We start from the raw sequence: 20,866 nt of genomic DNA on the forward strand, positions 1-20,866 counted from the left end.
CACACCAGGGCGTCGTGCCTGGACGCACCGCCGCGGGGTGACGTCCGGGCGAACGACCGGCGGGGTCCTCGAGTTCCGCGACCTGGCGTCCGTCCTGCGGTCGGAGTCCGGGGTTACGCTGCCCGCATGGTCGAGACGTCGGAGCAGCCTACCCCTACCGGCGAGTCCCGTCTGGCCCTGGTCCGACGGGCCCGGCGCATCGACCGCGTGCTCGCCGAGACCTACCCGGACGCGCGTGCGGAGCTGGACTTCACCACGCCCTTCGAGCTGCTGGTCGCCACGGTGCTCTCGGCCCAGACCACCGACGTGCGGGTCAACGCGACGACGCCGACGCTGTTCGCCCGGTACCCCGACGCCACCTCGCTCGCCGCGGCCGAACCGGCTGACGTCGAGGAGATCCTGCGCCCGCTCGGCTTCTACCGGGCCAAGACGCGGTCGGCGATCGGCCTGGCCCAGGCTCTCGTGGAACGGCACGGCGGCGAGGTGCCGCGCCGTCTGCCGGACCTGGTGGCGTTGCCCGGCGTCGGGCGCAAGACGGCGAACGTCGTGCTCGGCAACGCGTTCGGCATCCCCGGCATCACCGTGGACACCCACTTCGGCCGGCTCGCCCGGCGCCTCGGGTTCACCGAGGAGGAGGACCCGGTCAAGGTCGAGCACGCCGTCGGCGAGCTCTTCCCCCGCAAGGACTGGGTGATGCTGAGCCACCACCTGGTCTGGCACGGCCGCCGGGTCTGCCATGCGCGGCGTCCGGCGTGCGGCGCCTGCCCGGTCGCGCGGTGGTGCCCGTCGAACGGTCTGGGGGAGTCCGACCCGGTCGCTGCCGCGAAGCTGCTCCGGCCGGGGCCGCGGGGCTGACCGCCGTCGCGCCCGTCGGTCAGCGCAGCACGCCCGGGCGCCGCAGCCAGTCGAGCAGCAGCCCGGTCACGGCGTCGGGGGCCTCCTCCGGCAGGAAGTGGCCCGCCCCCTCGACGACCTCGAACCGGAAGTCGCGCGCGAGCGCCGCCCCGTCCAGGTCGGCGGTCTCGCGCCGCAGGAACCCGTCGGCGGCGCCGTGGAGCTGCAGGACCGGCACGTCGATCGGGCGCTTGAGGGCCGCGAGGTACCGGCGTCCGGCCGGGTGGCTCGACGTGCGGGACAACCAGCGCAGCGCGTCCACCGCGCTGTGCGCGGCGAACGGGACGCGCAGCGCCTCCCGGTAGCGCGCGACCGCCTCCGGGTCCAGGGGGCGGTCGGAGCCGGCGTCCAGGATGCCGGCCACGCCGTCGGCGTCCTGCAGGCGGCGTTCGAGGACGCCGGGCAGCTGCGCGGCGGCGAACAGGCGCCGGGCCGCGGGGGTGAGGATGCCCCTCCCCGGGACGTGCAGGCGGCCCGGGTGCGGTGCGCTCACCGCGGCGACGGCCGCGGTGACGGCCGGCTGGAGCGCCGACATGGCCCACGCGAGGGCGCCGCCGGTGCCCGCACCGACGACGACGGCACGGTCGTGTCCGAGGGAGCGGATCACCCCGGCCACGTCGCGGGTGCGGGTCGGCACGTCGCGGCCCGACGGCGGTTTGTCGGACGCGGCGACCCCGCGGACGTCGAGCGCGGCGACCTGCATCCCGGCGTCCGCCAGGGCGGCGATCTGGTGACGCCAGGCCCACCAGAACTGCGGGAAGCCGTGGAGCAGCACCACGAGCGGGTCCCGGTCGCCGTTCGTGGGGCGCGGGCCGGCGACGGCGACGTGGAAGCGGGAACCGTTGGCGGCGACGAACTCGTGCCGCCACGGTCCGTCGACCAGTGCGCAGGAGTAGTCGGCGGCGTCGGACATGGCGGTCACGGGCCGCAACCTACCCGGTCAGCCGCCGGAGGACACGTGGGCGGAGCCGGGGGCGTCGCGGTCGGGGCCCGGCCCCGTCCCCGGGGCGGACGTGTCGTCGCGGGGTTCCTTGGGCGGGTCGAACCGGTAGCCGACGTTCCGCACGGTGCCGATGAGCTGCTCGTGCTCCGGGCCGAGCTTGGCGCGCAGCCGGCGCACGTGCACGTCGACGGTGCGGGTGCCGCCGTAGTAGTCGTAGCCCCACACCTCCTGCAGGAGCTGGGCACGGGTGAAGACGCGGCCCGGGTGCTGCACCAGGTACTTGAGGAGCTCGAACTCCTTGTAGGTGAGGTCGATCGGGCGGCCGCGCAGGCGGGCGGTGTACCCGCCCGCGTCGATCGCGAGCTCGCCGGCGGAGATCTCCTGCGGCGAGTCCTCGCGGGTGCCGTGCGCCGACCGCTCGACGACGAGGCGCAGCCGTGCCTCGACCTCCGCCGGGGAGGCGGACTCGAGCAGGAGGTCGTCCGCGCCCCACTCGTGGTTGACGACGGTCAGGCCGCCCTCGGTGAGGATCAGCACGAGGGGGACCGTGAGCCCGGTGGCGTGCAGCAGGCGGCACGTGGTGCGGGCGGCGACGAGGTCCCGGCGGGCGTCCAGCAGGACGACGTCCGAGTCGGGGGCGTCCACGAGCGCCGAGGGCTCCATGGGGAGCACGCGCACCTTGTGCGAGAGCAGACCCAGCGCGGGCAGCACCTCGACCGAACCGCCGGTCGCGGGCGTCAGGATCAACAGTTCCGCCACGTGCACTCCTCCCGCTGCGGGTGATCGTCAAGGTACCCTGCCGCGCCCCGAAGGTCACAACGTCTTGGCATGGGAGACTCGTCCGCGTGACCGTGACCTCCCGTGCCGTGACGACGGCGGTGCTCGCCACGCTCGTGGCGACCGCCGCCTACCTGGGGCCCTGGTGGACGCTCGGCGCGTGCGGGCTCCTGATCCTGCTGCTGACGGCCGGCTGGGCGCCGCTGCTCCGCCTGCCGGCCGAGGGGGCGACCTCGGTGGTGGTGCTGCTGGCGGGTGCCGGCGGGCTCGCCGTCACCTGGTTCACCGAGGGCGAGCCGATCCTGCGCAACCTGCCCCTCGTCATCGCGCTGTCGCTCGTGCTGGCCTTCGTGGCGCAGATGCTGCGCCGTGGCGGGCGCCCTCGTCTGGTCGAGTCCGTCAGCGGGATGACTGCCGGCGTCGTGGTCACGGTCTCCGCCGCCGGATGGCTGGCCACCGCGTCGACGGACGCCGGTGCCGGGCTCGTGGTCACCAGCGCCGTCGGCCTGGCCGTGGCGTCGGCGGTGGCGGCGCTCCCGGTCGCCGGGGGGTGGATCGGGTCGCTGCTGGGCGTCGTGCTCGGTGGAGCCGCGGGGGCCGGCACCGCGTCGGCCCTGCCCGAGGTCGAACCCGTGCACGGCCTCGTCGTCGGGCTGGTCGCCGGTCTCGTCTCGGCCGCGCTCCGTCTGCTCTTCGAACGCCAGCCCGCCCTCGAGAGACGTCGTGCCGCCGCGGCGGCGGCCGCGGTCCCGGTGACGATCACGGGGATGCTCGTGTTCGTCGTCGGCCGCATGCTCCTGTAGCCCGGGGGTCGGACCCGCAGGTGGACGGTCCGGCGCGGACCGGGCGGGGCGCGTATTCTCCGGTGGCGACGGCCGGGAACATCCATGCGAAACGATCTGTTGCCGGTGGGTGGTGATCTGAAGGAGGCCATCGCATGACCGCACAGTGGACCGCGCTCGCCGCGTTGCTCGTGGTGACGGCGGTGCTCGCGCTGACGTGGCGCTCGGCCCAGGGCCGCGTGCGCACGACCGCACCGGGCGCCGTGGACGCCGCCGCGACCGGCTGGACGGACGAGCTCGTCGCCCAGGGTGTGACCCCGGGCGACCGCGCGACGTTCCTGCAGCTGTCGGCGGAGGTCTGCTCGGCCTGCCGGTCCACCGCCCGGACCCTGGGTGCGCTGGCCGCCGAGGAACCCGGCGTCACGCACGTCGAGGTCGACGTGGACCACCGTCCCGACCTCGTGGAGCGCGCCCGGGTGCGCCGCACGCCCACCGTGCTGGTGCTGGACGCCGCCGGCACCGAGGTGGCGCGCGCGTCCGGCGGGATGACTCCGGCCCGCGCCCGGGACGCGCTCGCGACGGTGCCGTCGGCACCCGTGGCGGGGAGGACCGCATGACCGTGGAGACCACCGACCCGCCCCGCATCGACCCCCGCGGCCCCCGTGTCGGGGCCGGCATCACCGCCTTGCTGCTGGCCGTCGTCGTCCTCATCGGTCCGACCACGCCCGCGCTGGTGCTGCTCACCGTCGTCGCGCTGAGCTTCGTGCCGGGTGCGGTGCGCGGCCCGCAGGCCACCTGGCAGGGCTGGCTCTTCCGCACCCTGGTCCGGCCGAGGCTCGCCCCGCCGCCGGAGCTGGAGGACGTCCGTCCGCCGCGCTTCGCGCAGACCGTGGGGCTCGTCGTGACCGGTGCGGGCGTCGTCGCCGGCTGGGCCGGGGTGCTCGCGGTCGTGCCGTGGGCCGCCGGGCTCGCCTTCGTCGCGGCGGCGCTCAACGCCACCGTGGGGCTGTGCCTCGGCTGCGAGCTGTACCTGCTGGGACGCCGGCTGCGTCCGTCCGCGCGGTAGGGCGCGGGGCGCAGCCGGTCAGTAGACCAGGGCCTGGGCCCCCGGGCGCAGCGACTCCTCGACGAACACCGGGGCGCCGGCGATCCGCACCCCGTCGAGCACGTCCTCGGGGCCGATCTCCCGGCGCGCCGCGCACTGGGAGCACACCGTGACCGTCCCGGCCGCCAGCACCGCCTCGAGCAGCTCGGCGGCCGGCGCGGCGTGCTCCAGCGCCAGCTCGTCGGCACGACCGGGCACCCCGAACCACGCCGCGTCCCCGGTCAGCCAGAGGGAGACGTCCACCCCGGCGGCGACCGCCGACGCGGCCACCGTCAGCGCCTGGTTCGCGGCCTCCGGCCGGTCCGTGCCCGACGTCGTCTTGACGACGAGGGATCGCCGGTCTGTGGTCTCGGTCATAGGTCGACCCTAGCCCCACGGCGATGGGTACCATCGAGGCATGTCGATCCACGCGCTCGAGATCTTCTTCACCAGCCTCCTGGTGGTCACCGTGGGAGTGATCACCTGGTTCGCCGCCTACGTCGTCTACAAGCTCTTCCACGGTCAGCGCTGATGCCGTTCACCTTCCCCGAGGGACTCGCTCCCGAGGTGTACCCGCTGGCCTGGCTGGTCGGGCGGTGGACCGGGGGCGGTGTCATCAAGTACGAGGGCATCGAGGAGACCGAGTTCCGCCAGGAGCTCGTCTTCGACCACGACGGCGGTCCCTACCTGCGGTTCGAGTCCACGCTGTCCGTGCGGTCCGGCGCCTCCGACGGCGCGGTCACCGACGGTGAGGTCGGCGACGACGCCGCCTTCGACACCGTCTGGTCCACCGAGACGGGCTACTGGCGCGTCGCCTCCGAGCGGCCGGAGGGCCTCTCCGAGAGCCAGCACCCGCTCGAGGTGCTGCTCACGGACGCCTCGGGTCGGGTCGCGCTCTTCCTGGGCGTGGTCGGCGACGGCCGGGTGGACCTGGCCACCGACTTCGTGGCCCGCACCGCCACCGCCGCCGAGGTGACGGCCGCCAAGCGGCTGTACGGCAACGTCGACGGCCGGCTGCTCTGGGTCGAGGAGCTCGCCGCCTTCGGCCACCCGATGGGCACGTACGCGTCGGGAGAGCTCGACCGGGTCACCGACGAATCATGACTTACCGCAGCCCCCTGCTGGACCGCCCGGACGCCGTCGCGGCGACCGGCCCGGACGCCGGGGTCGCCTGGCACTACGGCGACCCGGTGGCCGAGCAGCGCGCGCTCGTGCGCGGTGCGGCCGTCGTCGACCAGTCGCACCTCGGCGTGGTGCGCCTGACAGGCCCGGACCGCCTGGGCTGGTTGCACTCGATCACGTCCCAGGACGTCGAGCACCTCGCCCCGCGCACCTCGACCGAGCTGTTCGTGCTCTCCCCGCAAGGACGGACCGAGCACGCGCTCGCGGTCGTCGACGACGGCACCTCCACCTGGTTCGTCACCGAGCGGGACCACGTCGCACCGCTCGTGGCGTGGCTCGAGCGCATGAAGTTCATGATGCGCGTCGAGATCGACGACGTGACCGACTCCTACGCCGCGATCGGTGAGGCCGTCGACGCCGAGGGCACCGAGGACGAACCCGTCACCTGGCGCGACAGCTGGCCCGAGGTGGTCGGCGGCGGCACCCGCTACGGTCCGCCTGCCGCGGAGCACCCCGGGGCCGACCGCGACTGGCGTCTCGTGCTCGTCCCGCGGGAGACCCTCGTCGACGCCGTGGCCGCGCGGGAGGTGGCCGGGTGGCGGCTCGCCGGGACGTGGGCCACCGAGGCCCTGCGCGTCGAGGCGTGGCGGCCGCGGCTCGCCCGCGAGGTCGACGACCGCACCGTCCCGCACGAGCTCGACTGGCTGCGCACCGCCGTCCACCTGCACAAGGGCTGCTACCGCGGGCAAGAGACGATCGCGCGCGTGCACAACCTCGGCCGGCCGCCCCGGCGCCTGGTCATGCTGCACCTCGACGGCTCCCAGCACGTCGTGCCGGAGGCCGGCGCCGAGGTCCGTCGCGACGGACCGGACGGCAAGGTGGTCGGACGGGTCACGACCGTGGCCCGCCACCACGAGCTCGGCCCCGTGGCCCTGGCCGTGGTGAAGCGGAACGTCCCCGTCGACGCCGAGCTCGCTGTCGTCGGCCCGGTCGGTGCCGGGGACGACGCCGAGCAGATCGCCGTGGCGGCCTCGCAGGAGGTCGTCGTGCCCGGCGAGGGCGTCTCGGCCGACCGGCCCGCCGCGCGCGGCGAGACGATGCGGGGCCTGACCTCACGCGGTGGCGACGGGTCTCAGAGCCTGCTGTGATCGAACGGTGAGGACCGGGCCGGACCCGCGCCGGGCGCGTGACGCCGCCAACACGGCCGTGCGGTCCCTGGTCCGTCGGATCCGGCTGCGCCAGGGCTGGGCCCGTGTCCGCAGCAGCTTCTGGCCGATCGTGCAGGCCTCCCTCGCCGCCGGTGCCGCCTACGGGATCGCGCACACCCTGCTGGGGCACGCCCAGCCCTTCTTCGCGGCGGTGGCCGCCTGGGTGTGCCTCGGGTTCTCCTTCGACCGGGAGCTGCGCCGGGTGGCCGAGGTCGCCGCCGGCGTGGCCGTCGGGGTCGGCATGGGCGAGCTCGTCGTGGAGGTCATCGGCTCCGGGTGGTGGCAGCTCACGGTCGTGCTGCTGGTCTCCGCGCTGCTGGCGCGGTTCCTCGACCGCGGCCCCCTGCTGGTCACGCAGGCGGGTGTGCAGGCCATCGTGGTCGTCGGGCTGCCCTTCGCGATGGTCGTCGACGGCGCGTTCGGCCGCTGGACCGACGCCGCCATCGGCGGTCTGGTGGCCCTGGTGGTGACCGTGCTGACCCCGGGGGACCCGCGCCGCCGGCTGCGGGCCCAGGCGGCCGGGGGCACCTCCGAGCTGGCCGAGACACTCGAGTCGGTCGCGCGGGGGCTGCGGAACCACGACGCGGACGAGCTGGCCGCCGCGCTGGTGCGCGGCCGGGCCAGCGAACCCGTGCTGGCGGACTGGCGCGACGCGGCACGCAAGTCTGCCGACATCGCGCAGGTGAGCGTCAACCGGGGGCACTGGGCGGAGTTCAGCCGTCTGGCCGAGCAGGCGGTGCTGCTCGACCGCGCGATGCGCAGCGTGCGGGTGCTCGCCCGGCGTGCCCCCACCGTCGTCGCCCCGGACGGCACCTGGCCGGACGTGGCCGCCGCCGCCGACCTCGTGGACCGCTTCGCCGGCGGGGTGCGGCTGCTGTCGACGGCGCTCGAGGACGGCTCGTCGCTCGAGGGGGCGCGGGCGCTGCTGCTCGAGGTCGCCGCGGAGGCCGACCCGCGCGAGGTGGGGGGTGACGACCTGGGCGTCGCCTCGCTCGTGGTGCTGCTGCGCGCGCCCGTGGTGGACACCCTGGAGGCCGCCGGCCTGGGGGCCGGGGACGCCCGCGCCGCGCTGCCGGAGCTCTGACCTGGTCTCTCGGGCCGCGAACCCGCCACGGGGCCTACCTGCGACGGACCGACTGCGGTAGCGTCGTCGACCATGGACGTCCCGGTGAGCACGCTGCGTGCCGAGCTCAAGTCGTGGATCGAGCGGGCCCGCGCGGGCGAGGAGGTCGTCATCACCGAGCGCGGGGTCCCGGTCGCCCGCCTCACCGGCGTCCAGAGCGCCGACCTCGTCGCCCAGCTGGTGCGCGACGGCCTGGTCTCCCCGGCCGACGGGTCGCGGCCCGTGCACGAGGTGCCGTCGGCCCCGGAGCCGACCGGCCCCGGCCACGGCACGCACCGCTCGACGTCCGGCTCCGCCCTGTCCGGTCTCGTGCGCCGCATCCGGCGCTGACCGGGGCGGGACAGCGATGGCTCTCGTCTACTTCGACGCCAGCGCCCTGGTGAAGCTCTGCGTCCCGGAGCCGGGGTCCGAGCTCGCCAGCGCCCTGTGGAACCGCGCCGACCTCGTGGTGACCTCGCGGCTCGCGGACGTCGAGCTGCGAGCGGCGCTGGCGGCGGGGCTGCGGGCCGGCGTCCTGGACGCCGCGGAGCACGACCGGGCCGTCGCCCGGTGGGAGGAGCTGTGGCCGGCCCTGCACCGGGTGGAGGTCACCGCGGAGCTCGCCGACCAGGCCGCCGCGCTGGCCGCGGGGACGGACCCGCTGCGGGGCGCCGACGCGGTGCACGTGGCCGGAGCGATCGCCGTCATGCGCGACGGCGGGATCCTCGCGGCCTGGGACGAGCGGGTGGCGACCGCCGCGCGGAGCCACGGACTGCGGGTGCTGCCGTAGCCTGGGCCCGTGATCGCGAGCCTGCAGTTCTACGTCTTCGTCATCCTGGCGATCGTCATCTTCGTCATCGAGGTGTTCGCCCTCGTCGACGCCGTGCGACGTCCGGCCCACGGGTTCACCGCCGAGGGCAAGCTGTCCAAGCCGATCTGGCTGGTCATCCTGGGTGTCGCCACGGCGCTCGGCTTCCTCGCGCTGCCCACCTCGGGCGGGGCGATCAGCTCCCTCGGGTTCCTCAGCATCGTCGCGGTGGTCGCCGCCATCATCTACCTCGTCGACGTCCGCCCGCGGCTCAAGCCGTACGGCACCGGACGGGGCAAGGGCCGGTCGCAGGGGTCGAACGGATGGTGAGCGTCGCGCAGGGAGCCGTCCCGCTGGCGGAGGTCGTCCGGGGCGGCCTGGTGGAATCCGTGCACCTGGGTCACCTGGTCGTGCTGGACCCGGACGGCACGGTGGTGCTCGCGGCCGGGGACCCGGACGTCGAGATCTGGCCGCGCTCCTCCCTCAAGCCCGTCCAGGCCGTGGCCATGCTGCGCGCCGGGCTGGAGCTCCCGGCCGACCAGCTCGCGCTCGCCGCCGCCAGCCACGACGGGACCCCCCGGCACGTCGGGGTGGCCCGGCAGATCCTGGCCGGGGCGGGGCTGACCGAGGAGTCGCTGGCGAACACCCCCGACCTGCCGTACGACCCGCAGGCCGCGGTGGCGTGGCAGGGGGCCGGGCACGGGCCCGACCGCCTCACGCAGAACTGCTCCGGCAAGCACGCCGCGATGCTGGCCACCTGCCGGGTCGCCGGCTGGCCCCTCGAGGGGTACCTGGCCGTGGACCACCCTCTCCAGCAGGCGGTACGGGCCGCGGTGGTCGAGCTCGCCGGCCCGGACGCCGCCCGGCGCGTCACGGTCGACGGGTGCGGGGCACCCCTGTTCTCCACCACGCCGGCCGGTCTCGCGCGGTCCTTCTCGCGCCTGGTCCAGGCGCCGGCCGGGAGTCCCGAGCGGCGGGTGGTCGCGGCCATGACCGCCTTCCCGGAGCTGGTCGGCGGCGACGGTCGCGACGCGACGCGCGCGATGCGTGCGGTGCCCGGCCTCCTCGCCAAGGACGGTGCCGACGGGGTGTACGCCGCCGCTCTGCCGGGTGGGGCGGCGCTGGCGTTCAAGGTGCTCGACGGGGCCTCCCGGCCGCGGCCGGCGGTGCTGGCCGCCGCCCTGCGCGCCGCCGGGGCCCTCGACGTGCCCGGCGCCGACGAGGCGGCGCTGGACGCGCTCGGCGCCACGCCCGTGCTCGGGGGCGGCGCACCGGTCGGCGAGGTCCGCTCCACCGTGGCCGTCCGGGCGGAGGTGGCCTCGTGAGGGCCGTCGTCCAGCGGGTGACCCGGGCCAGCGTGACCGTGGACGGCGAGGTCGTCGGCACGATCGACCGGCCGGGCCTGGTGGCGCTCGTGGGCGTGACCCACGACGACGGGCCCGCCGACGTCGCGACGATCGCCCGCAAGATCGCGGACCTGCGGATCCTGCGGGGCGAGCGCTCCGCCGCGGACGAGGGTGCCCCGGTGCTGGTGGTCAGCCAGTTCACGCTCTACGGGGACGCCCGCAAGGGACGGCGGCCCACCTGGCAGGCGGCGGCACCCGGTCCCGTCGCCGAGCCGCTCGTCGACGCCGTCGTGGCGGACCTGCGCGGGCGCGGTCTCGAGGTCGCGACCGGGGCGTTCGGTGCCGACATGGCCGTCGACCTCGTCAACGACGGGCCGGTCACGATGCTGCTGGAGACCTGACAACCGGAGCGGCAACCGGTGACCCGGGATATCATCCGGAAACCTGACAAACTCGTGACCTGCACCGATCGTGCGGATCACCGGGAGGTTGACGATGACGTCCCTGGACCCGGCAGCACCGGCAGCACCGGCAGCGCCGGCGGCCCGGCGCACCGGCACCGGGGGCGTCGTCGTGGCGCCCTGGGTGGGGGCGTGGCTCGCGCGGGCGGCCGCCGGTGACCCCGAGGCCGTCGAGCAGCTCGTGGCCGCTCTGCGTCCGGCGCAGGTCGCCGGCGGATCGGCTCTTCCCGACCCGCTGCCGGCCGTGCCCGCGCTACGGGCCCGCGTCCCGGTGGCGGCGCTCGACCCGGAGGAACGCCGGGTGCTGCTCTGCGCGGCCCTGGCGGTGTCCGGGCGCGCCGAGGTCGTGCTGGACGCCGCCGGTGCCGACGCCGCCGTGCTGGCCCGGCCGGTGGTCGCCGACCGGCTGACCGTGCGCGACGGGTCGGCCGCCCTGGTGGACCCCGGGGTGCGCGCAGCGCTGCACGCGGCCGCCGATCTGTCCGAGCGGGTCGCGCTCCACGCCGCGCTCGCCGGTGCCGCCCGTCGGGTCGGTGAGACGGCCGCCGCCCTGTGGCACACGGCGGTGAGCACGCCGTCCGGCGACGAGCTGCTCGCCGACGGACTGCTGGAGCTGGCGGACCTGCTGCTGCAGCGGGGCGACGCCTCGGCCGCCCACCGCGTCGCCCGCGAGGCCGTCTCGCACGCCGTGGGGCCCCGGCGGGCGGCCGCCGCCCTGCTGTCCGGCCGCTGCGCCCTGTGGAGCGGGTGCCTCGACGACGCCGACCGGTGGCTGCGCGACGCGGCCGGGGGCCCGGACGCCGGGGTCGCCCGGCAGGCCGCACGGCTCGTCCACGCCGTGGCCACCCTGCGACGGGGTGCCCCGGTGGGGGCCGGCCCGACGGCGCCCCGCCACGGCGGCCGCGACCGTCCCGCGGCCGCGCTGGCCCGGCTCGTCGACCCCCTCGTCGTCCTCGCGCCCACGACGTCGGACCGGACGGCGATGGCTGCGGTCGTCGACGCCCTGCGGCTCCTGGACGACGACCCGGTCGGGGCCGACGCCGCCCTCGCCCGGACGGTCGTGGGAGCCGTGCCGACGGTCCCGCGGCCGGGGCCCTGGCCCGTGGCCTCCGGGGCGCTGACGCCGTTGGTCGAGGCGCACCTGCGCGTCGTCCAGTCCCTCGTGCTGGTGTGCACCGGCGACGCCCGCGCCGCCGTGGACGTGCTGGCGGACGCCGCGGCTCGTCTGCCGTCCGCGCACGTGGTCGGAGGGCTGGCCGCCGAGCTGGCCGGTCGTCTCGCCCGCGAGCGGGCCCCGGGTGCCGGGCCGCCTGTCGAGGTGTGGCGCCGGATCGGACCGGTCCGGCGCGCGGCGGCGGGGACGGTCGCCGCGCTGCTGCCGGGCGTCGTACCGCCGTCGGGGTCGCTGCTCGCGGCGGCCGCGGCACGAGCCTCCGGCCCGGGGGCGCCGGACGCGGCTCGGAGGACCGGGCTTCCGCCGGCGTGGTCGACGACGCTCACCGCACGGGAGCTCGAGGTGGTCGAGGCCGTCGCACGCGGCCTGACCAACCGGCAGGTGGCCGTCGAGCTCTCCGTCTCGGTGCGGACGGTCGAGGTCCACCTCGGGCGGGTGTTCCGCAAGCTCGACGTCTCCTCGCGGTCCGAGCTGTTGGTCCGGGCGCTGCGCCCCGACGCCTGACGACCCGTACGGGATCACCCGTAGCCCGGGCGGCGGTCGCGGCGGGCAAGTCTGTGGGGATCCCTGATCCGTCGAAAGGTAGGTTCCCTTACTTTTTAGGGACGCGTTCATCGACGAACCGCCCGGCGGGTCCTCCGGCCGGTGCCGGCGGTGGCGTCCCCGACGACACGAGGGAGACCTCTCATGCGAGCAACCCACCCGGCACCGCGCCGGCTCGGCGCCGCCGGTGCCGCCGTCGTCCTGCTGGCGACGACCCTCGCGGCGGCCACGAGCACCGGAGCGGCGACCGCCGCCGTCGCGTGCGAGCCGTCGTGGACGGCCGAGTCCGTCTACACCGCGGGTGACGTCGCCTCGTTCGCGGGGGAGAACTGGACGGCCGGCTGGTGGACCCAGGGCGAGGAGCCCGGGTCCGCTGAGTGGGGCCCCTGGACGAGCGACGGCGCCTGCGGCGCCACCGGGCCCGGCCCCGAGCCGACCCCGGAGCCGACCGACGAGCCCGGCCCGGAGCCGACACCGACCGCGGAGCCGAGCCCCGAGCCGACCGGGGAACCGACCGCGGACCCGGGCGAGCCGATCTCGACCAACCCGGACGACGTCTGCCGCCCCGACGGCATGAAGCCGACCGCGGGCGTCGACACCCCCTACTGCGACGTCTACGACACCGACGGCCGCGAGATCCTGCCCAACGGGCTCGACCGCCGTGTCATCGGCTACTTCACGAGCTGGCGCACGGGCGGGAACGACCAGCCGAGCTACTTCGCGAGCGACATCCCCTGGGGCAAGGTCTCGCACGTCAACTACGCGTTCGCCCACGTCGGCCCGGACAACAGGGTGTCGGTCAACGAGGACGTGCCCGGCAACCCGGCCACGGACGCCACCTGGCCCGGCCAGGAGATGGACCCGGCGCTGCCGTACACGGGGCACTTCAACCAGCTCGCGCAGTACAAGGCCGCCAACCCGGGCGTCAAGGTGATCCCCGCCGTCGGCGGCTGGGCCGAGACCGGCGGCTACTTCGACGGTGACGGCAACCGGGTCGCCTCGGGCGGCTTCTACACGATGACCGAGACGCAGGAGGGCATCGACACCTTCGCCGACTCCGTCGTCGACTTCATCCGCACCTACGGGTTCGACGGCATCGACATCGACTACGAGTACCCGACGTCGAACACGAACGCCGGCAACCCCGACGACTTCGCGTTCTCCGACGCGCGTCGCGGCGAGCTGTTCTCCGGCTACGTCGACCTGATGCGCACCGTGCGCGAGAAGCTCGACGTCGCCGGTGCGGAGGACGGCGAGTACTACCTGCTCACCACCGCCTCGCCGTCCTCCGGCTGGCTGCTGCGCGGCATGGAGGCCCACCAGGTCGTCCAGTACCTCGACTACGTCAACCTGATGTCCTACGACCTGCACGGGGCGTGGAACGAGTACGTGGGCGGCAACTCGCCGCTGTTCGACGGCGGCGACGACCCCGAGCTGGCCGCCGGCGGCGTCTACACCGCCTACGACGGCATCGGCTACCTCAACGGCGACTGGGCCGCGCACTACTTCCGCGGCGCGATGCAGTCCGGCCGCATCAACCTGGGCGTGGGCTTCTACACCCGCGGGTTCCAGGACGTGCAGGGCGGCACCTACGGCGACGGCGGCACCGCCCCGGCACCGGCGGGCTTCGACTGCCCGGCGGGGACCAACGGCTCCTGCGGGTACGGCGCGGACGGTATCGACAACCTCTGGTACGACACCGACCCGCAGGGGAACGCGATCCCGGCCGGCGTGAACCCGATCTGGCACGCACTGAACCTCGAGGACGGCGTCGTCGGCGACTACGCCGCCTCCTACGGCGTGCCGACCACGATCGAGGGCACCCACACCCGGCACGTCGACGAGGTGACCAAGAACGAGTGGTGGTGGAACGAGACCACGCGGACCTACCTCTCGGGCGACACCACCTGGGCGATCGGTGAGAAGGCCGACCACGTCGTCGACTCCGGGCTCGGCGGCATGATGATCTGGGAGCTCGCCGGCGACTACGCCTACGACGAGGCGGCCGGGCAGTACGGGATCGGCTCGACGCTGGTCGACCTGATGCACGCGAAGCTGTCCGGCGTCGCCCCGTACGGCGCGACGAAGGCGAACGCCGACCGGCCGATGCCGGACCGGGCGCTCGACCTGAGCATCGACTACACCGAGTTCGCCCTGGGGGACAACAACTACCCGATCGCCCCGAAGGTCGTCCTCACCAACCACGGGGCCACGGACGTCCCGGCCGGCGCCACGATCTCGTTCCAGTACGGCACGAGCGACCTCGGCGAGATGAGCGACTGGTCCGGGTTCGGCACGACCACGACGCGCCAGGGGCACACCGGAGACAACGTCGGCGGGCTGACCGGGGACTTCCACGACGCGGAGTTCACGGTGCCGGCCGGGGGGATCCCCGCCGGCGGGTCGATCACCAACAACCTGACCTGGACCCTGCCGATCGCGCAGCTCTCCAACGTGGTCGTCACCGTCGACGGGACCGACTACGCCACCACCTACGACCAGCCGCGGGGTGTCACCGTCGTCGACCTGCCCGCCGGCTCGGGCGGCTCCGGGGGCGGCGACGACGGCGGCGGCGCGGCGGACGGCACCGCCTGCGAGGCCCCCGCCTGGCAGACCGGCGGCACCTACACCGGCGGGGACGCCGTCACCCACGCGGGCCACGCCTGGACCGCGAAGTGGTGGACCCGGGCCGAACCCACGGCGAGCGCCGACGCCTGGACCGACGAGGGCACCTGCTGACCGTGCACGACGCACCGACCACCCACAGGAAGGACAGCACCATGACCGGATCACGACCAGGGGTGCGCCGCGTCGCGGCCGCCCTGACCGGCCTCGCCGTCGCGGTGACGGGAGCCGTCGGCGCCGTCGCCGCCACGAGCGCGACGGCCGCCGAGACCTCCTCCGGCGACAGCGCCATCAACGGGTACCGCAACGTCGGGTACTTCACGCAGTGGGGCGTCTACGGACGCGACTTCCACGTCAAGGATCTCGACACGTCCGGCGTCGCGGCCGAGCTCACCCACATCAACTACGCGTTCGGCAACATCCACCACGAGACCCTCGAGTGCTTCGAGGCGAACAAGGCCCAGGGCACCGGTCCGAACGGCTCCGACGGCGCCGGGGACGCCTACGCCGACTACGGCAAGAGCTACTCCGCGGCCGAGAGCGTCTCCGGCGAGGCCGACGCCTGGGACCAGCCGCTGGCCGGGTCGTTCAACCAGCTCAAGCAGCTCAAGGAGAAGCACCCCCAGCTCAAGGTGATGATCTCGCTGGGCGGCTGGACCTGGTCGAAGAACTTCTCGAAGGCGGCCGCGACACCGGAGTCCCGGCAGAACTTCGTGTCCTCCTGCCTCGACCTGTACATCCGGGGCGACCTGCCCGTCATCGACGGCAGGGGCGGGCAGGGGGCCGCCGCCGGGGTGTTCGACGGCATCGACATCGACTGGGAGTGGCCCGGCTCCACCAACGGTCTCGAGGGCAACCACGTCGACGTCGAGAACGACGCCGAGAACTTCCGGCTGCTGCTCGCCGAGTTCCGCGCCCAGCTCGACGCCTACGGCGCCGAGACCGGCGAGGACTACCTGCTGTCGGCCTTCCTGCCGGCCAACCCCGCCGACATCGCCGCCGGCGGGTGGAACGACCCGCGGATCTTCGACTCCCTGGACTACGGCAACGTCCAGGGCTACGACCTGCACGGCGCCTGGGACGCCTCGCTGACCGGCCACCAGGGCAACCTGTACGACGACCCCGCCGACCCGCGCGAGCCGAGCCGGCAGTTCTCCGTGCACCAGGCGGTGCAGGAGTACACCGGCGCCGGCATCGACCCCGCCCAGCTCGGCCTCGGCCTGGCGATGTACGGCCGCGGCTGGCAGGGTGCCACGTCCGCGGACGCTTGGGGCCCGGCCACCGGCGCGGCACCCGGCACCTGGGAGGCCGGCAACGAGGACTACGACGTGCTGAAGACCCTCGGCACCGAGTACTACGACGCCGAGATCGGCGCCGCCTGGCGGTACGACGGGAACCAGTGGTGGTCCCTCGACACCCCGCAGAGCGTGACCCAGAAGGTCGGCTACGTCCGTGAGCAGGGTCTCGGCGGCGGCATGTGGTGGGACCTGTCCGGCGACGAGGAGGGCGAGCTCGTCGACGCCCTGGCCGCCGGGCTCTACACGGGTGCCGCCGGGCCGGTCGACGTGCCGGACCAGCCGGACCCCGAGCCCACCGAGGAGCCCACGCCGGACCCGACCACGTCGCCGAGCCCGGACCCGACCCCGGAGCCCGGGGAGTGCGCGGCCACCGCCTGGGAGACGGGTGCGGTGTACACCGGCGGCGACGTCGTCGCCCACGCCGGCAGCGAGTGGGAGGCGAAGTGGTGGACGCAGGGCGAGGAGCCCGGCACCGCCGACGTCTGGGCAGAGATCGGTGCCTGCGACGGCGGGGAGCCGTCGCCGGCACCGACGACCGCTCCCGGGGACTGCACCGCCACGGCCTGGGAGCCCGGCGCCGTGTACGTCGGGGGTGACGTCGTGAGCCACGACGGCGCCGAGTGGACCGCGAAGTGGTGGACCACCGGCGAGGAGCCCGGCGCGACCCAGGTGTGGGAGGGCCCGGCCTCCTGCTGACCGTCCTCCGGCAGCGCGGCGGCCCCCGACCTGACCAGGTCGGGGGCCGCCGTCGTGCAAGGCTGGCCCTGCTCGGGACACACACCGGGTAGACCGGCGCCCGAGCACCCCGCTCGGCCGGCGCGGACCCGACGACGACCGCAGGAGGCCCCGTGACCGCCGACGAGGCGACCGAGCACGACGCCGCATGGTTCGACAGGCTCTTCGCCGCGCACGCGGGTGCCGTGCACCGCTACCTCGTGCGGCGTCTGCCCGCCGGCGACGGCCGCCGCGACGAGGCCGAGGACCTCGCGGCGGAGGTGCTCGCCACCGCGTGGCGACGTCGCGAGGACGTCCCCGGCGGCGCCGAGCTGCCGTGGCTCTACCGCACGGCCGGCTACGTGCTGGCCAACCATCGGCGCAAGCACCGGGCGATGCCGGTCGCGGCGGTCCCCGAGCAGCCCGACGACGTCGACCCGGCGGCGCTCGCGGTGACCGACGACGCGGTGCGCGACGTCCTCGGGCGGCTGAGCCCCCGCGACCGGCGCATCCTGCTGCTGGTGGCCTGGGACGGGTTGAGCGGGGACGAGCTCGCCGAGGTGCTCGACGTCTCGCGCGGCGGGGCGGACGCGGCGCTGTCCCGCGCCCGGTCCAGGCTGCGCGCGGCCTGGCTGGAGGCCGAGGGCTCGGCCGGGTCCGCGGACGACGTCGAGCAAGCGAACCGACCGTGACGACACAGACCGGGTGTGCGGACAGGACCGCGCACCGGCACCGTCACCGAAGCGTCAGGAGGTCGTGATGGACCAGCGAGACGAGGCCTTCGACCGGCTCACCGCGGCCGACCCGGCCGCCGGGGTCGAGACGCGGCACGGGGTGCTGCGCGCGAAGACGGACGCGCTGCGCGAGGAGCAGGGCGGACCGGCGCACGGCAGCGCCGACGAGCTCGCGGTCGCACGCGCCCGGCGTCGGTCCGGGTGGCTCGTCGCCGCCGGCGTGGCGGGTGCGGTGGCACTGACCGGCGGCGGGTACGCCGTCGGCGTCGCCGAGGGCGGGGGAGCGGGCCCGACCGTCGCCGACGGCGCGCTGCCCCCGATCTCCCTGGACGGCGGGGCCGGCGGCGAGGGCGGCGTGGTGACGGAGGAGCGCGCGCTCGGCGGTCAGGCCGCGACGGACCCGGCGGTCGGGACGTCCGTGATGCCGGCGCCCGGCTTCGGCGGCCGCGTCACGTTCTCCCAGGAGGGGTTGTCCACCGAGCCGGGCACGGCGGCGGCGCTCGCGTACGACGCCGCCGACGTCGCGACGGAGTCCGGTGCGGCCGACCTGGCCGCGGCCCTCGACGTCGCCGGCGAGCCGCGGTGGGAGTTCGGCTCCTGGGCAGTCGGCCCCCGGGACGGCAGCGGTCCGAGCCTGTGGCTCGCCGCGGACGGCATCGCGTACTTCAGCTACACGGACCCCACCCTGGACCCCTGGCGGTGCGAGGAGGTCGAGGTCCTGCCGGAGGAGTCGACGGAGTCGCAGGGAGCGATCGAGCCGGCTCCCTGCCCCGTCCCCGACGGGGAGACGGTCCCCGCCGAGGACGCCGCCGACGGGCTCCGGGAGCTGATGACCGCGGTCGGCGCCGACCCGGCCGAGTACGAGGTCGAGGTGGCCGAGGCGTCCGGCGTGGGTCGTCGTGCCGTCGCGTACCAAGTGGTCGAGGGCCGGCGCACGGGTGCCACGTGGAGCGTGACGGTCACCGAGGACGGTGTCGCCTGGGCGGACGGGTTCCTCGCCGAGACGGTCTCGCTGGGCGACTACCCCGTCGTCAGCCCGGCCGAGGCGGTCGAGCGGCTCGGCGACCCGCGGTTCGGGCAGCAGACCTGGCCGATCGCGTACGCCGACGACACCGTCTCCGGGCTGGAGCCGAGCACCCGGCAGCTGCCCGCTCCCGACGCGGTGGAGCCCGACCTGAGCGAACCGACCGTCCCGCCGGCGCCGCCGTCGTCGGGCAGCGACCTGTCCTGGCCCGTGCGTGACGTGACGATCACCGGGGCACGGCTCGGGCTCGCCCAGGAGTTCACCGCCGACCAGGGCGTCCTGCTGCTGCCCGCCTACGAGCTCACCGACGCCGACGGCAGCACCTGGTCGGTGGTGGCCGTCGCGGAGGAGGCGCTCGACACCACCTCTCGCTGAGCCGTTTCCCGGGGTACTGTCGGTCGGGTCCTGATGTACAGCGCGAAGGAGGCGCCATGCCCACCCGTACCGCACGCACCGCCTGGAGCGGCACCCTCACCGACGGCTCGGGCAAGGTCGAGCTCGCCAGCTCCGGTACCGGGACCTTCGACGTCTCGTTCCCGCGGCGTGCCGCGGAGTCGGCCGACGGCGTGGCGAGCCCCGAGGAGTTCATCGCCGCCGCCCACTCGTCCTGCTTCGCGATGGCCCTGTCGGCCGAGCTCGCCGCGCTCGGCGGCACGCCCGACCAGGTCGAGGTCACCGCGGACGTGACCCTCGACGACGACCCGAACGGCGGTCACCGGATCACCTCCAGCGTGCTGACCGTGAAGGGTTTCGCCGCCGGTCTCGACGAGGCGTCGTTCCGTCAGGCGGCCGAGGCCGCGAAGATCGGTTGCCCGGTCTCCAAGGCCCTGGGCACCGTCGACGAGATCGTGCTCGAGGTCGTCTACGAGCACTGAGCCGACCCGCGTCACGTCCTGAGCGCCCGTCCCGCCGCCGCGGGGCGGGCGCTCAGCGCTGCAGGGGCGGGGTGTCGGCGCTCGCGCGGTCCAGCACCCCGTGCAGGACCTCGAGCAGCACCTCGCCCTGCGGCCGGGCCGGCTGCCAGCGCAGCACCTCGCGGGCGCGCGAGGCGTCCATGACGATGTTCGCGGCCGCCATGTCGAGCCATCCGGCGTCGATCGGCACGAGGCGGGCGCGGGAGGCGACGTCCAGGCCCCCGCGCAGCAGGCCGACCGGCAGCTCGACGAGCTGCCCGGCCGCCAGCAGGTCGGCCATGTCCTGACCGGTCAGCGCGCCGTCGGGCGCCAGGTTGAAGGCGCCGCCGTGGCGGCCGACGACGGCGGCGCGCACGGCAGCGGCCGTGTCGTCCGGGTGCAGCACCTGCAGGCGCAGACCCGCCGGGAACGGCATGAGCGGCAGCAGCGGCGGCTCGTCGGGTTCGGGCAGACCCTGCCAGCCCCGCACCGCCCCGCCGAGCGCCTGGCCCAGCGGGCCGGTCGCGACCCTGAGGCCGAGCTGCCCGAGCGGCCCGAGGAAGTAGCGCCCGATCTCGGCACCGGCCTCACGCTGCAGCATGATCGCCGCGCGCATCCGGGTCACGGTCAGCCACGGCTCGGACTCCTCGAGGGCGTCGAGGTGGTGCTCGACCTCGGCCTTCTGCAGCGCGTAGGAGGACCCGGGCACGCCGTCGCGGGGCCAGTCCTCGTCGATCGCGGACCCCTCGGCCGGGCCGGGGGAGTAGACCCCGGAGGCCGACATGAACAGCAGGTGCGGGACCCGGTTGCGGACCACCGCGGCGGTGACCGCACGGGTGCCGTCGACGTTGAGGCGGTGCAGGGTGTCCGGCTCGCGGGCCGGCTGGATCGCCCAGGCCAGGTGGACGACCGCGTCCGCCCCGACGACGGCCGCGTCGAGCCGTTCGGCGACGGTGGCGTCGTCGGTCAGGTCGACGCTCACCCACTCCGCGGCGTCGTGCGGCGGACCGACGGTGCTGGACCCGTCCGTGCGGGGGATCCGGCGGGCGACCCCGACGATCTGGGTCACCACCGGCTCGGCGGCGAGGGCCCGCAGGATCGCGGTCCCGACGTTTCCGCTGGCTCCGATGACGACGACGCGCATGCACCGACGCTATCCGCGTGCGGGGCCGGGCGCGCGGGGGACGGCCCAGGAACGCGCGGGTGTGGACGATTCGCCACCATCCCCGACGGCGGTGGCACAATCGCCACGTGTCCGCTCAGACGACCTCAGCGACCGGCCCGGACGGAACGACCTCGTCGGCGCGCTCCGCCGCGCACGGCGACGCCGCGGC

Annotated in this window: 22 protein-coding genes; 18 read left to right on the forward strand and 4 right to left on the reverse strand. The window is 75.3% G+C overall.

All coding sequences use genetic code 11. The features are described from left to right. Positions 1 to 126 precede the first annotated feature (126 nt). Positions 127 to 855, forward strand: a complete 729-nt coding sequence (gene nth / locus Q6350_RS12450; RefSeq protein WP_305066332.1) for an endonuclease III — start codon at positions 127 to 129, stop codon at positions 853 to 855. Positions 856 to 874: 19 nt separating this feature from the next. Here nth and Q6350_RS12455 read toward each other — a convergent pair whose 3' ends face one another. Then, positions 875 to 1,807 carry an alpha/beta fold hydrolase gene (locus tag Q6350_RS12455; RefSeq protein ID WP_304604623.1) on the reverse strand — a complete coding sequence of 311 codons (933 nt, stop codon included), beginning with the start codon at positions 1,805 to 1,807 and terminating at the stop codon, positions 875 to 877. Between the two features lie 27 nt (positions 1,808 to 1,834). Beyond that, positions 1,835 to 2,596, reverse strand: a complete 762-nt coding sequence (locus tag Q6350_RS12460; protein WP_304604503.1) for a response regulator transcription factor — start codon at positions 2,594 to 2,596, stop codon at positions 1,835 to 1,837. 86 nt (positions 2,597 to 2,682) lie between these two features. Between Q6350_RS12460 and Q6350_RS12465 the strand changes: the two genes are divergently transcribed. The 3 genes from Q6350_RS12465 to Q6350_RS12475 all read left to right on the forward strand — a co-directional run bounded on the left by Q6350_RS12465 (position 2,683) and on the right by Q6350_RS12475 (position 4,462). Then, the gene (locus Q6350_RS12465; RefSeq protein ID WP_171245622.1) at positions 2,683 to 3,417 is read left to right on the forward strand and encodes a hypothetical protein; all 735 of its coding nucleotides are present in this window, start codon (positions 2,683 to 2,685) and stop codon (positions 3,415 to 3,417) included. A 134-nt stretch (positions 3,418 to 3,551) separates the two neighbouring features. Next, positions 3,552 to 4,013: a thioredoxin family protein gene (locus Q6350_RS12470; protein WP_305066333.1), complete on the forward strand. Its 462-nt coding sequence runs from the start codon at positions 3,552 to 3,554 to the stop codon at positions 4,011 to 4,013. After that, a complete protein-coding gene (locus Q6350_RS12475) occupies positions 4,010 to 4,462 on the forward strand; it encodes a DUF4395 domain-containing protein (RefSeq protein WP_304604501.1) in 453 nt (150 codons plus the stop codon). The genes Q6350_RS12470 and Q6350_RS12475 overlap by 4 nt, the downstream gene beginning before the upstream one ends. 18 nt (positions 4,463 to 4,480) lie before the next feature. Here Q6350_RS12475 and Q6350_RS12480 read toward each other — a convergent pair whose 3' ends face one another. Further along, on the reverse strand, positions 4,481 to 4,858 hold the full coding sequence (locus tag Q6350_RS12480; RefSeq protein WP_171245619.1) for a DsrE family protein: 378 nt from the start codon (positions 4,856 to 4,858) through the stop codon (positions 4,481 to 4,483). 153 nt (positions 4,859 to 5,011) lie between these two features. Here Q6350_RS12480 and Q6350_RS12485 point away from each other — a divergent pair, with 153 nt between their 5' ends. The 14 genes from Q6350_RS12485 (at position 5,012) to Q6350_RS12550 (ending at position 19,514) form a co-directional block, all read left to right on the forward strand. Beyond that, positions 5,012 to 5,584, forward strand: a complete 573-nt coding sequence (locus Q6350_RS12485) for an FABP family protein (RefSeq protein WP_304604500.1) — start codon at positions 5,012 to 5,014, stop codon at positions 5,582 to 5,584. Continuing rightward, positions 5,581 to 6,750, forward strand: a complete 1,170-nt coding sequence (locus tag Q6350_RS12490) for a folate-binding protein YgfZ (RefSeq protein ID WP_305066334.1) — start codon at positions 5,581 to 5,583, stop codon at positions 6,748 to 6,750. Before Q6350_RS12485 ends, Q6350_RS12490 begins: the two co-directional genes overlap by 4 nt. A gap of 7 nt (positions 6,751 to 6,757) precedes the next feature. Further along, the gene (locus Q6350_RS12495; RefSeq protein WP_304604498.1) at positions 6,758 to 7,894 is read left to right on the forward strand and encodes an aromatic acid exporter family protein; all 1,137 of its coding nucleotides are present in this window, start codon (positions 6,758 to 6,760) and stop codon (positions 7,892 to 7,894) included. Between the two features lie 72 nt (positions 7,895 to 7,966). After that, positions 7,967 to 8,263 (forward strand): type II toxin-antitoxin system Phd/YefM family antitoxin, encoded by a 297-nt coding sequence (locus tag Q6350_RS12500; protein ID WP_305066335.1) that lies wholly within the window; start codon positions 7,967 to 7,969, stop codon positions 8,261 to 8,263. 16 nt (positions 8,264 to 8,279) lie between these two features. Next, positions 8,280 to 8,702, forward strand: coding sequence for a type II toxin-antitoxin system VapC family toxin (locus tag Q6350_RS12505; protein ID WP_304604496.1), 423 nt, complete (start codon positions 8,280 to 8,282; stop codon positions 8,700 to 8,702). 9 nt (positions 8,703 to 8,711) lie between these two features. Beyond that, the gene (locus tag Q6350_RS12510) at positions 8,712 to 9,050 is read left to right on the forward strand and encodes a DUF2516 family protein (RefSeq protein WP_304604495.1); all 339 of its coding nucleotides are present in this window, start codon (positions 8,712 to 8,714) and stop codon (positions 9,048 to 9,050) included. Further along, positions 9,044 to 10,045, forward strand: coding sequence for an asparaginase (locus Q6350_RS12515; RefSeq protein WP_305066337.1), 1,002 nt, complete (start codon positions 9,044 to 9,046; stop codon positions 10,043 to 10,045). The genes Q6350_RS12510 and Q6350_RS12515 overlap by 7 nt, the downstream gene beginning before the upstream one ends. Beyond that, positions 10,042 to 10,467, forward strand: a complete 426-nt coding sequence (dtd, locus tag Q6350_RS12520) for a D-aminoacyl-tRNA deacylase (protein ID WP_305066338.1) — start codon at positions 10,042 to 10,044, stop codon at positions 10,465 to 10,467. Before Q6350_RS12515 ends, dtd begins: the two co-directional genes overlap by 4 nt. A gap of 94 nt (positions 10,468 to 10,561) precedes the next feature. After that, complete coding sequence (locus Q6350_RS12525; protein WP_305066340.1) at positions 10,562 to 12,205, forward strand: helix-turn-helix transcriptional regulator; 1,644 nt, start codon at positions 10,562 to 10,564, stop codon at positions 12,203 to 12,205. A 183-nt stretch (positions 12,206 to 12,388) separates the two neighbouring features. After that, complete coding sequence (locus Q6350_RS12530) at positions 12,389 to 14,983, forward strand: glycosyl hydrolase family 18 protein (RefSeq protein WP_305066341.1); 2,595 nt, start codon at positions 12,389 to 12,391, stop codon at positions 14,981 to 14,983. A gap of 41 nt (positions 14,984 to 15,024) precedes the next feature. Beyond that, positions 15,025 to 16,863, forward strand: a complete 1,839-nt coding sequence (locus Q6350_RS12535; protein ID WP_305066342.1) for a glycosyl hydrolase family 18 protein — start codon at positions 15,025 to 15,027, stop codon at positions 16,861 to 16,863. Positions 16,864 to 17,015: 152 nt separating this feature from the next. Further along, on the forward strand, positions 17,016 to 17,573 hold the full coding sequence (locus tag Q6350_RS12540; protein WP_171245607.1) for an RNA polymerase sigma factor: 558 nt from the start codon (positions 17,016 to 17,018) through the stop codon (positions 17,571 to 17,573). 67 nt (positions 17,574 to 17,640) lie between these two features. Next, entirely contained in the window at positions 17,641 to 19,014 is a 1,374-nt protein-coding gene (locus Q6350_RS12545) for a hypothetical protein (protein WP_304604488.1), read from the forward strand. Between the two features lie 56 nt (positions 19,015 to 19,070). Then, positions 19,071 to 19,514, forward strand: coding sequence for an OsmC family peroxiredoxin (locus Q6350_RS12550; protein ID WP_171245605.1), 444 nt, complete (start codon positions 19,071 to 19,073; stop codon positions 19,512 to 19,514). Positions 19,515 to 19,566: 52 nt separating this feature from the next. Here Q6350_RS12550 and Q6350_RS12555 read toward each other — a convergent pair whose 3' ends face one another. Then, positions 19,567 to 20,676: an NAD-dependent epimerase/dehydratase family protein gene (locus Q6350_RS12555; protein WP_305066344.1), complete on the reverse strand. Its 1,110-nt coding sequence runs from the start codon at positions 20,674 to 20,676 to the stop codon at positions 19,567 to 19,569. Between the last annotated feature and the right edge of the window lie 190 nt (positions 20,677 to 20,866).

It is taken from the genome of Isoptericola sp. b515, from assembly GCF_030588125.1.
Lineage (GTDB): Bacteria > Actinomycetota > Actinomycetes > Actinomycetales > Cellulomonadaceae > Isoptericola > Isoptericola sediminis.

Bases quoted from the DNA above. Each gene is read 5' to 3' on its own strand.
- nth (WP_305066332.1), top strand. From the start codon at position 127: ATGGTCGAGACGTCGGAGCAGCCTACCCCTACCGGCGAGTCCCGTCTG.
- Q6350_RS12455 (WP_304604623.1), bottom strand. From the start codon at position 1,807: ATGTCCGACGCCGCCGACTACTCCTGCGCACTGGTCGACGGACCGTGG.
- Q6350_RS12470 (WP_305066333.1), top strand. From the start codon at position 3,552: ATGACCGCACAGTGGACCGCGCTCGCCGCGTTGCTCGTGGTGACGGCG.
- Q6350_RS12475 (WP_304604501.1), top strand. From the start codon at position 4,010: ATGACCGTGGAGACCACCGACCCGCCCCGCATCGACCCCCGCGGCCCC.
- Q6350_RS12480 (WP_171245619.1), bottom strand. From the start codon at position 4,858: ATGACCGAGACCACAGACCGGCGATCCCTCGTCGTCAAGACGACGTCG.
- Q6350_RS12485 (WP_304604500.1), top strand. From the start codon at position 5,012: ATGCCGTTCACCTTCCCCGAGGGACTCGCTCCCGAGGTGTACCCGCTG.
- Q6350_RS12490 (WP_305066334.1), top strand. From the start codon at position 5,581: ATGACTTACCGCAGCCCCCTGCTGGACCGCCCGGACGCCGTCGCGGCG.
- Q6350_RS12500 (WP_305066335.1), top strand. From the start codon at position 7,967: ATGGACGTCCCGGTGAGCACGCTGCGTGCCGAGCTCAAGTCGTGGATC.
- Q6350_RS12505 (WP_304604496.1), top strand. From the start codon at position 8,280: ATGGCTCTCGTCTACTTCGACGCCAGCGCCCTGGTGAAGCTCTGCGTC.
- Q6350_RS12515 (WP_305066337.1), top strand. From the start codon at position 9,044: ATGGTGAGCGTCGCGCAGGGAGCCGTCCCGCTGGCGGAGGTCGTCCGG.
- Q6350_RS12525 (WP_305066340.1), top strand. From the start codon at position 10,562: ATGACGTCCCTGGACCCGGCAGCACCGGCAGCACCGGCAGCGCCGGCG.
- Q6350_RS12530 (WP_305066341.1), top strand. From the start codon at position 12,389: ATGCGAGCAACCCACCCGGCACCGCGCCGGCTCGGCGCCGCCGGTGCC.
- Q6350_RS12535 (WP_305066342.1), top strand. From the start codon at position 15,025: ATGACCGGATCACGACCAGGGGTGCGCCGCGTCGCGGCCGCCCTGACC.
- Q6350_RS12545 (WP_304604488.1), top strand. From the start codon at position 17,641: ATGGACCAGCGAGACGAGGCCTTCGACCGGCTCACCGCGGCCGACCCG.
- Q6350_RS12550 (WP_171245605.1), top strand. From the start codon at position 19,071: ATGCCCACCCGTACCGCACGCACCGCCTGGAGCGGCACCCTCACCGAC.
- Q6350_RS12555 (WP_305066344.1), bottom strand. From the start codon at position 20,676: ATGCGCGTCGTCGTCATCGGAGCCAGCGGAAACGTCGGGACCGCGATC.